The 10073-nt window shown below is 62.3% G+C and carries 6 protein-coding genes and 2 pseudogenes; 4 read left to right on the top strand and 4 right to left on the bottom strand.

The window, feature by feature from the left end:
• Window positions 1–382 precede the first annotated feature (382 nt).
• Complete coding sequence (locus GWG65_RS34495; RefSeq protein ID WP_275199886.1) at window positions 383–2116, top strand: adenylate/guanylate cyclase domain-containing protein; 1734 nt, start codon at window positions 383–385, stop codon at window positions 2114–2116.
• A gap of 217 nt (window positions 2117–2333) precedes the next feature.
• On the opposite strand, the gene GWG65_RS34490 is transcribed toward GWG65_RS34495, so the two are convergent.
• Entirely contained in the window at window positions 2334–3701 is a 1368-nt protein-coding gene (locus GWG65_RS34490; protein WP_275199885.1) for an extracellular solute-binding protein, read from the bottom strand.
• A 208-nt stretch (window positions 3702–3909) separates the two neighbouring features.
• Between GWG65_RS34490 and GWG65_RS34485 the strand changes: the two genes are divergently transcribed.
• The 3 genes and pseudogenes from GWG65_RS34485 to GWG65_RS34475 form a co-directional block, all read left to right on the top strand.
• A complete protein-coding gene (locus GWG65_RS34485; protein WP_275199884.1) occupies window positions 3910–6108 on the top strand; it encodes a PAS domain S-box protein in 2199 nt (732 codons plus the stop codon).
• Window positions 6109–6327: 219 nt separating this feature from the next.
• Window positions 6328–7166: pseudogene (locus tag GWG65_RS34480) on the top strand (tyrosine-type recombinase/integrase); the annotation flags it as partial.
• 16 nt (window positions 7167–7182) lie between these two features.
• Window positions 7183–7275 (top strand): annotated as a pseudogene (locus GWG65_RS34475) (transposase); the annotation flags it as partial.
• Window positions 7276–7602: 327 nt separating this feature from the next.
• Here GWG65_RS34475 and GWG65_RS34470 read toward each other — a convergent pair.
• The 3 genes from GWG65_RS34470 to GWG65_RS34460 all read right to left on the bottom strand — a co-directional run bounded on the left by GWG65_RS34470 (window position 7603) and on the right by GWG65_RS34460 (window position 10071).
• Entirely contained in the window at window positions 7603–8346 is a 744-nt protein-coding gene (locus tag GWG65_RS34470) for an SDR family oxidoreductase (protein WP_275199883.1), read from the bottom strand.
• Between the two features lie 59 nt (window positions 8347–8405).
• On the bottom strand, window positions 8406–9011 hold the full coding sequence (locus GWG65_RS34465; protein ID WP_275199882.1) for a TetR/AcrR family transcriptional regulator: 606 nt from the start codon (window positions 9009–9011) through the stop codon (window positions 8406–8408).
• 472 nt (window positions 9012–9483) lie between these two features.
• Entirely contained in the window at window positions 9484–10071 is a 588-nt protein-coding gene (locus GWG65_RS34460) for a hypothetical protein (protein ID WP_275199881.1), read from the bottom strand.
• Window positions 10072–10073: the final 2 nt, after the last annotated feature.

The following is a 10073-nucleotide window of genomic DNA, read 5'->3' as shown; positions in this document are numbered from 1 at the left end:
CCGCTCGCACTGGATTATCCACGGTCACATAGTCATCGAGCGATGCCGGAAACAGCATGCTCTGCCCGCGATCCACCCCTTCAACAAAGCGCTTCATTGGACGTCCCCGCAAGTGCAGGGAATCCTATCGCGCGAATCACCGGAAACAGAACGTTTTCACACGGCCTGGGCCAGAAGGCGGACATTGGCGGCCCGCATTCGATCTCTATTCAGGCGCACCCCGGGTCAGCACAGTTGACGTTTCAACTTAGCGCATGACCGAAACCGTCAAAGCGCGTTTGGCGCTGCGCTCTGATCCGTCGTAGAGTATGGTGGGTTGGTGGGCCGGGTGCGGGCCATGGTGCAAGAGCGGGGCCGAGTCGAGCGTAGATTATCAGCGATCTTGGCCGCCGACGTGGCTGGCTATTCTCGGCTCATGCACAATGACGAAGAGGCTACACACGCCAAGCTGACGGCACTCCTCGCCGGAGGTGTCGAGCCCGCAATTGCGCAGCACGGCGGCCGCATCGTGAAGAACACCGGCGACGGGTTTTTGGCTGAGTTTCCAAGTGCGGTCGAAGCGGTGCGGGCTGCCATGCAGTTCCAGTCCCGCATCAACGAACTTAGCTGCGACGACGCGGAAGACAGGCGCATTCTCTTCCGTGTGGGGCTCAATATCGGTGATATCATCGTCGAAGCCCATGACATCTTTGGAGACGGCGTCAACATTGCGGCCCGGCTCGAGAACATCGCCGAACCCGGCGGCATCTGTATCTCTCAGACTGTCTTCAATCACGCGCGCGACAAGGTGCCGTTCGACGTTGAGGAAGCGGGTGAGCAAACTCTGAAGAACATCGCCCGGCCTGTCCACGTTTACCGCATCATCATCGACCGGGGCCCGCGGACTGCGACGCCCAAACGCGAGATTCCGGCGCTCGCGTTGCCTGACAAGCCGTCTGTCGCCGTGCTGCCGCTGACCAATATGAGCGGCGACCCCGAGCAGGAATTCGTCTCCGACGGTATAGCCGAAGATGTGATCACGGCGCTATCGCGCTATCCCTCATTGTTCGTCATCGCGCGGAACTCGTCGTTCACTTACAAAGGGCGAGCGGTTGATGTGAGACAGGTCGGGCGCGAGCTCGGCGTCCGCTACGTGCTTGAAGGTAGCGTGCGCAAGGCCGGCAGCCGGATCCGCGTGACCGCGCAGCTCATAGAGGCGGCGACCAGCAATCATGTGTGGGCCGAACGCTACGACCGCGATCTCGCGGATATTTTCGCCGTGCAGGATGAGCTTACTCAAGCGCTGACGACTGCGCTCGCCCCCGCCATTGCAGACGCCGAGCTCCGACGCGCCATGCGCAGGCCACCGGGGAGCCTTGATGCGTGGGCAGCCTATCAGCGCGGCCTGTGGCATCTGAGCAAAGCGACCGCAGAGGACGATGAGAGCGCAGAGAAATTCTTCAGACAGGCGATCGATCTAGACCCGACCTTCAGCAGCAGCTACAGCGCGCTCGCTCTGTACCAGCTGCAAGCGGCCGCGCTCTACCAGAAGATTGGCCTACGAGACGCGCAACGCTCGGCGGAGGCGTTGGCCCGCCGGGCGGTCGCGCTCGATGGTGCCGATGCCGAAGCCCGTTCGTGCCTTGGCTGGGCCTTGCAAGCACGCGGCGAGGCTGACGATGCGTTGGCGGAGATCGAGCGAGCTCTCTCTATGAGTCCAAATCTGGCGATCGCGCATGGCCATCGCGGCGCGACGCTGATCTTTGCCGGACGGCCTAGGGAGGGGGTCACGTCTCTCAACGTGTGTATCAGGCTCGATCCCCGCGATCCCTATCTGGCAGTCCGCTTGTTGCACATTGCGTGCGGTTTATATTTCTGCGGCGAATACGAGGCTTCGATCGAGGCCGCAAAACGCCTGATCCGGTCGTATCCCAATTTTCCGATGATCTACCGTTGGTCCGCGGCGGCGCTGGGTCAGCTTGGCCGCACAGCGGAAGCGAAGGAAGAACTGGAAAAGGCCGTCTCGCGCGCACCGGGGGCATTAGATATGTATGTCCGCAACAGAGCTCCGTGGTTTCGGCCAGAAGACCACGCTCACCTCATTGAAGGTTTGCGTAAGGCGGGGTGGAAGGGGTGAGGCTACATGGAACGGCCGGTTCATTTGGCGTTAGCTTAGAGCGGCCTGTTCTACGCTCCCCCGCACGACGCCTGTTTTGGATTAGGAACGTCCGCCCCGAGTCACACTCGGCTGTGAGCCACAGTCGGCAATGAGGTCCGCCGTCCATCGGGCAGCCGACGTTAATCACGCCCTACTCGCGCGAGCCATGACGCGCGTACTACTTCGGACGGCTCCATTATCTGCGGATCGCGGCATTGGCCTTTTCAGCCGCGGCGATCATTGCATCCTTTGCCGATCTGGCTCCGGACACGACTTCATTAACGCCGATCATGAAGACATCCTGGATGGGTCTCGATTGCGGGTGGAAAAGGATCGCCTTGGCGCGATCGACATCGGCGTTTTGCAAGTTGCTCAGTGCTGCCTCGGTGGCTTGCCGGCCGAATGCGTTACTGAAAGCCTCGCTCGACCAGGCCGACAGCCGTGTCGTTGCCAGCCCCGCAGCTGCGGTCCGCAACGAGGTCGGCTTGCTCGTTGCCCATAGCAGGAACAGGAAAGCCGCCTGCTTGTTCCTTGATTTGGAGTTGATGCACGCCTGCCAGTGCGACATGAAAGGGATGGGTTCGCGGCCAGGGAGATGCGGAAAGGCTGCAAACCCCGCCTGCTTGGCGACATGGCTCTTCGCTGGATTGGAGATGTCGGTCGCAAAGTTGCTGCTGTCGATTGCCATTGCTGTCCTGCCCTGCAGGAAGTCGTCCAGCACCTGGTACCATTCATAGCTGCCGACGCCGATAGGCCCGGCCTCGCGGAGCAGCCGTCCGTACATGTCGATGGCCGCGATCGCCTCCGGGGTCGCGAAAGCGGCCATATTGTCCTTGATCATGGCGCCACCGTAAGAGAACACGAAACCCATGGCCGCCGGGCTGGAATTGCCGCCCGCCTGGGCTCGCATCGCGATTCCCGATATCGCATCGGTCTTGACTGCCCTGGCGGTCGCGAGCAGTTCGTCGAAAGTCTGGGGAGCCGGCAAGTCCTTGGCTGCCAACATTTCGCTGTTGAGGAACAGGGTCATCGCCTCGGACGTGATTGTAAAGCCGTATCTCTCGCCGTCCGGCCACAGCGAGAAGGTCCGGGCGGTCTTGAGAAGATCGCTCTCGTCATACCAAGGAAGATCGGTCAGCGACTTCTTGGAATAATAAGCGTTCAGCGGCTCGAGCCATCCTCCGGAGATGCCCTGGCCGTAAGTGGCGAACATGCAAACGTCAGGTGTATGGCTGCCGCGTGCGAGCCTGATCGGGATCGCGCTCAGGTATGTGGTTTCCAGTGCAAAGTCGGTCACGACGTTGATGCCGGTGAGCTTGGTGAAATCCGGCAACAGCGGCGTGATCGCATTGGACCAGGGATGGATCGCACCTGCGAGCGTGATCGTCTGCCCCGCAAACTGCTTCCAGTCGATTGCGGCGCTGGCATAGGCCTGGTCATCCCCGGCCAAGCTCGTGCGCGGTAACATGGTGAAGGCCGGCAAGACTGCTCCCGCAGCGCCCAATCCCTTGACGAAGCTGCGCCGGCTGACGGGCGCGCGACCGCTTGATGAGTTTCCATCCATGATGGTGCTCCCATAGCTATGGCATTCACAGGATGCGAAGCTGAGCCATATCCGTTCCGTCAGTTCGCGCCATTGCGAAGCCGGGATGCACGGCCGGGAATGTTGGGTTCCGGCTCCCGTGCCAACGCGCATGTGCTATCATTGCGCGCATGCGCTGCCCGCTGTTCTATCATGCGACCGCCGGGCGGTCACCGAAGACACGAGGCCGATGTCAGCTTTTGCTCGGAGCCATTTTTCGCGATGGTTTGCGCGACCGCTGATCCCTGTGATTGCAGCGCTTCTGACGTTGTCCGCGGTGGCCGGATTTCTCGGTCTCCAAAACTGGCGTGACCGCGAGGCGGTCAATCTCTCGCTCGAGCACGCCGGCCAGGTCATTGACACGCTTGATCGGCTTCGGACGATCATCGTCGATCTCGAGGCTGAAAGGCACGGGTATCTGCTCACCCTCGACCCGTCTTATCTCAAGGCTTACGGCGTCTCGGACGAAAGCGTACGACGGGAGACTGAGGCGCTCCAGGCTCTGGTCGCAAGCGATCCGTTACAGAGTTTTCGCGCCGGACATCTGGCTCTGATCATTTCAGAAAAGCTGCGTGAGATCGACGACCTCGTCAAAACGGCGGCCCGCGTATCCGGGCAGGCGGCCCAGGCAATGATCCGCGGCATGGACGATATCCGACTGCAAATCGACCTGTTGCAGGACGTTGAGCGTTTTCAGCTCGTAGGTTGGGAGAAGCGCGCCGGGGAACTCGAACGACGCAGGACGCGGCTTACCCTCGCAGCCGGCTTCATCGGCGCCGTCCTGGTGGGGACCGCGATGGCACTCGCGCGGCTCGAGGCGAAGCGGCGGCGAAAGGCGACCGAGGAGAACGTGCAGCTCCACAGCGATCTCCTGGAGCGCGACAGGAAGATTCGACGCCTCGTCGACTCCAACATCATAGGGGTCATGATCTGGAACCTCGAAGGTCGCATACTTGAGGCCAATGACGCGTTTCTGCGTATCGTGGGTTACGACCGCGAGGATCTCGCCGCGGGACGCCTGCACCGTACGATGCTGACGCCGCCGGAATGGCGCGACCTCGACGCACGCAACATCGCGGAGCTGGAGCTGATCGGGACGCTCGCGCCATTCGAGAAGGAGTATTTGCGTAAAGACGGAAGCCGTGTGTCCGTGCTGATCGGTGGGGCGATGTTCGAAGAGGGTACAAATCAAGGCGTTGGCTTCATCCTTGATTTGACCGAGCGCAAGCGGGCGGAAGAGGCGTTGCGGCAGAGTGAGGAGCGCTTTCGCACCCTCGTGCAATTCTCCTTCGACGTGTACTGGGAGACCGACGCACAGCATCGCTTTACCCGCCAGGAATTCGCGGAGAGCCTTGCCGACGCGCCGGCGGCGGACTCGGAGATCGGTAAGACGCGCTGGGAAGTGCCTTACCTGGAGCCTGACGCAGAGGCCTGGCGCAAGCACCGGGAAACGCTCGATGCCCATCTGTCGTTCCGTGATTTTGAGCTCGCTAGACGTGGCCGCGACGGCAGCAAGCGCTATGTGTCCGTTGCGGGGCTGCCGGTGTTCGATAAGACGGGGCGCTTCGTCGGCTACCGCGGCGTCGGGCGGCACATCACCGAACGCAAGCGAGCCGAAGAGGCCTTGCGCTCCGCGCAGGCGGACCTCGCGCACGCCAATCGCGTCACCACGATGGGGCAGCTCGCGGCCTCGATCGCCCATGAAGTCAGCCAGCCGATCACCGCCACGGTTACCAACGCCGAGGCTGGATTGTCCTGGCTGGCTGCCCAGCCGCCGAATCTGGAGCAGGTCCGGCAGATGTTCGATTGTATCGTCAGCGACGGTCTGCGAGCCGGCGATGTCATCGGGCGGATCCGAGCCCAGGTCAAGAAGGCGCCTCAGCAGAGGGTAGCGTTGGAGATCAACGCGGCGGTACTTGAAGTCATCGCCCTGACCCGTGTCGAAGCGGCCAAGAATGGCGTCCTGGTGCGGACGCAACTTGCGGAGGGCTTTCCACCGATTCAAGCGGATCGGGTCCAGGTCCAACAGGTGATCCTCAACCTGATCATCAACGCAGTCGAGGCGATGGGCGGAATGGGCGATGGGGTGCGGGAGCTGCTGATCAGCACCGGCAGAAATACCTCGAACGACGTATTCGTCAGCGTGCGGGATTCTGGTCCGGGACTGGACCCGAAGACGATGGACCGCCTCTTCGATCCCTTCTTCACCACGAAATCCAAGGGCATGGGCATGGGTCTGGCCATCTGCCATTCGATCATTGAGGCGCACGGCGGACGGATGTGGGCTGGCGCAAATGAACCTCGGGGCGCCATCTTTCAGTTCACGCTGCCTGTAGAACCAGACGAAACTGTTCCCTCCGGACACGTCGACCCCATGTCGGCGGTATAAGACTGCAGGACCGCGGAGCGAAACGACCGTTCTCGGCGGCAGAAGCCCCGCTGTGATCGCCAGCGGCTCAGAACGTCGGCTTGGAGTCAGAGGACTAAACCGCTCGCGCGGTAGGGCGCTTGGGGCGGGCATCTAGCGACTATCGAGGGCGTAGCGTGCGGAAACGTCCTGTCTTGAGATCGAGGAACTGCAAACCTCACTCAAGACAGGAGCACCTCCATGACCGACCAGGCCGTGAGCCCGTTACGCCGGCGCATGATCGAAGACATGTCGATCCGCAACTTCGCGCCGAAGACCCAACATGACTACGTGCAAAGGGTCAAGGAGTTCGCCGCGTTTCTCGGCCGCTCTCCCGACGCGGCCAAAGCAGAGGATGTGCGCGGCTTCCGGCTGCATCTGGCATCGTGTGGCGCGGGCACGCCGAAGATCAACGCCACCGTCTCGGCGCTGCGGTTCTTGTTCAATGTGACGCTTGATCGTCCCGACCTCGCCAAGCAGCTGGCGTTCATGCACGAGCCGCGCAAGGTGCCGGTTGTTTTGAGCCCCGAGGAGGTTGCGCGCTTTCTCGAGGCTGCGCCGAGCATCAAGTACAAGGCGGCGCTGAGCGTCGCCTGCGGCGCCGGGCTGCGCGTTTCCGAGGTGATCTCGCTGAAGGTGTCCGATGTCGATTCCCAACGCATGATGTTGCGCGTCGAGCAGGGCAAGGGCCGCAAAGATCGCCATGCCATGCTTTCCCCGGTGCTGCTCGATCTTCTGCGCGAGTGGTATCGCATCGCACGGCCGCAGGGTTGGCTGTTTCCGGGCGAGAACCCGGCCAACCCGATGACGACGCGCCAGCTCACGCGCGCCTGCCACGCTGCGGCCGAGATCGCGGAGATTACGAAGCGGGTGACGCCGCACACCTTGCACCACAGCTTTGCCACCCACCTGCTCGAACAGAACATCGACATTCGGGTGATCAGGTTCTGCTCGGCCACGCCAAGCTCGAGACTACGGCGCTCTACACCCGGGTTGCGACCAAGACGATCCGCGACGTCATGAGCCCGTTGGACCGTCTCACGCCGCTGCTTCCCAGGCGCCAGAATCGGCATCACCTCTGTGTTGCACACCTGGGGCTCGGCGCTCACCCACCACCCGCACGTGCACATGATCGTGCCAGGCGGCGGACGAGGACGTGAACCGTTGAACGAGGCGTGAGGTTCGAGACGACGAAAGCCCCGGAGATGTCTCCGGGGCTTTTTGTTTGTTCAAGCAAATTGGTGCAAATCTCCCGTGGTCGTCCTGGACAAGTGAGCGCCTGGCCACGCGTAGCGTGAGTCAATAGCGAGCGCCGATCCAGGACCCATTGCCACAGGCGCGCATTGTGAACCGCTGCCGTGGCAACAACCGACTTTCCCGACGGACTCCTGGGGTAATGGGTCCTGGCCTTCGCCGGGACGACAGCTTTGTTGATCGATGTGCGGGTCGGCTCTACGCAACGCGCTTCAATCCTGGCTACAGTGACTTCAATTGTCCGCCGTCGACGCTGATCGCTGCACCGTTCACGTAGGAGGCTGCGGGAGACAGCAGGAAGGTCGCAACGCGTCCGAACTCGGCAGGATCGCCAATCCGCTTCAGCGCAATGTCGGATATCGGAGGCTCCTTGTCGCCAAGAACGGCCTTGATGCGAGCCGTCGCGAACAGGTTCGGCAACAGCGCGTTCACGCGAATGTTGCGAGGACCGAGCTCGTCGGCGAAGTTCTTGGTCAGCATGGCGAGGCCTGGCCTGAGGCCGCTCGATATCGGCAGGTTCAGCGCAGCCTCTTTGGCGGAGATCGCCAGGACGAACGCTATCGCTCCGCCATCGGACATGATTGGTGCCAGGTCGCGCACGAGGCGAATGGTGCCCAGGAAGGCGCTTTCGAAGGCCAGCCGCCACGATTCGTCACCCGTCGTGAGCACCTTGCCCGCGGGAGGGCCGCCCGCGCTGACGAGAAGGCCGTCCAGCCGCCCCCATCGCTCGACCACGGCGTGATGCAGGCGCTTGGGCAATTCGGGATCTATGTTATCGGCGGCAAGGAAGGCGAGCTTGTCGGCGCCTCGCTTCAGTGATGCCTGGGCCTTCAGGAATTTCTCCTCGGTACGACCCGTGACGAGCACCTTTGCGCCTTCGGCAAGAAGACATTCGGCGGTCGCAAGGCCAAGACCGTCCGTTCCGCCCGTGACGATGTAGGTCTTGTCGGCAATCGCTAGATCCATGGTGTCCTCATTTCGGTTTCAGTTCGTCCGCTGCCGGGCGGTCGAGGTGCGCGATAGACTCAACCGAGGAGCTTGAGCGCGAGGCCGACGAACGCCTCGTGGTCCTTGGGGAAGAGCTGGGCCTTGCCGAGCAAGCGCATGCCAGAGAACAGCGCGAGCAGGGCGTCGGCTACGTCCTCAGGCCGTTCCAGCGCCGAGATCGATCCGTCGCGCTGTCCCTCCGCAATGAGTTGACACAAGATTGCGCGACGCCGAACCAGCATGGTCCGGACGAGTTCGGCGGTGTCACCAAGTTGACCGAGCTCCGTGACCGCGCCCACGACCATGCACCCTCTGCGTCCCTGGGCTCCCCGGCTCAGCTCGGCATAGAGGCGGATCAGGCGCATAATCCGCGTAGCTGCGGTTTCCGAGCCGCCGATGATGTCGCTGATGCGCTGCTCCTGGCTGGCCACATAGCGCTGGAGCGCATGCGCAAACATGCCCTCCTTGTCATGGTAGGCCTTGTAGAGGCTGCCTCCCGTGAGCCCGGTCGCCTCCTGAAGGTCGGCGATCGACGCAGCGGAAAACCCGGTGGCGCTGAACAGGGCAATGGCGCCGTCGAGCGCCTGCGCTTCATCGAACTCGCGAGGGCGACCACGGGAACGTCGAGGCGACATGGCCATCATCAGGAATGCCTTATTTAGGAATTGATCGATTCCTAAATCTGCAATCGGCTGCCGTCAAGGATTTTCGGGGCTCGGGTGCGATCCTCACGTGGCCACGGGGCCGCCCGGCGGTCGGCGCGGCAACAATGAACCTTGAAACGACGAAAGCCCTGGAGATTTCTCCAGGGCTTTTTTGCACGTCGTCAGACGCGCGGTAGCGCTCTGCCACAACATTCATCTGTCGTCATCGCCCGGCTCGACCGGGCGATCCGGTATTGCAGAGGCCTACGTTGGAGGTCTCGCTCTCACGTCATCCGCTGCGGCGTACTGGATGCCCCGCCTGCCGCCTTCGCTAAAGCTTCGGCGCCCCTGGACCTCAACCCCGGCGAAGCCTTGGCGTAGCCGGGTCGCGGGGCATGACAGTTGTGGGCTTGGCAGGCGCTGTGCGTCCGCCGGAGCGGCCCCCCAACAATCGACCGTGTCGAGAGCCACCTCAGTCCTGATCGTCGCCGAGCGCTGCGATCAGCTTGTCGTAATACTTGCCGACCAGATCGATGTTGGCCTTGTTCTCGACCTGGGGCGCCGGCATCTTCAGCGCCTGGTTGAGTTCGTCGACGGCTTCCTTCTTGTCCTTCGCCGGCATCTTCTTGTCGGCCTGGACCTGCGCGATCTGCGCCTTGATCACGGCTTCGACGCCGACATACTTCTTGGTCGCGGGATCGAAGCCGCCGAGCACGAGGCTGATGTTGTCGACGACGTTGTTGTAGTCGTCGTAGCCGGCAAAACCGTGCTTCTTGGCGATGGTATCGAGTTGGGCGATCACTTTCTGGTCGGGCGCGGTGTTCTCGGCAAGTTTTTCCGTGATCGTGTCCATGTCTTTCTGCGCAGCGAGCACGCCGTCGATCTGCTTGTCGGTCAGCGCGATCTGCTTGAGGGCGGGAGCCTCTGCGGGCGCAGCCTGGCTCGGCGCCTGCTGCGGCTTGGCCTGCGCGAACGCAGTGCCGGTGGAGGTAACCGATGCTGCGGATATCAGGCACGCGACACCGAACGCGGTGAGGGCGGGACGAAGCAACGCACGCATGG

It is taken from the genome of Bradyrhizobium sp. CSA207, assembly GCF_029051685.1.
Taxonomy (GTDB): Bacteria; Pseudomonadota; Alphaproteobacteria; order Rhizobiales; family Xanthobacteraceae; genus Bradyrhizobium.
The sequence above is the reverse complement of the archived record's forward strand: the minus strand, read 5'-3'. Positions and strand labels throughout refer to the sequence as shown.

Bases quoted from the DNA above. Each gene is read 5' to 3' on its own strand.
- GWG65_RS34470 (WP_275199883.1), bottom strand. From the start codon at position 8,346: ATGGATCTAGCGATTGCCGACAAGACCTACATCGTCACGGGCGGAACG.
- GWG65_RS34485 (WP_275199884.1), top strand. From the start codon at position 3,910: ATGTCAGCTTTTGCTCGGAGCCATTTTTCGCGATGGTTTGCGCGACCG.
- GWG65_RS34465 (WP_275199882.1), bottom strand. From the start codon at position 9,011: ATGATGGCCATGTCGCCTCGACGTTCCCGTGGTCGCCCTCGCGAGTTC.
- GWG65_RS34460 (WP_275199881.1), bottom strand. From the start codon at position 10,071: ATGCGTGCGTTGCTTCGTCCCGCCCTCACCGCGTTCGGTGTCGCGTGC.
- GWG65_RS34490 (WP_275199885.1), bottom strand. From the start codon at position 3,701: ATGGATGGAAACTCATCAAGCGGTCGCGCGCCCGTCAGCCGGCGCAGC.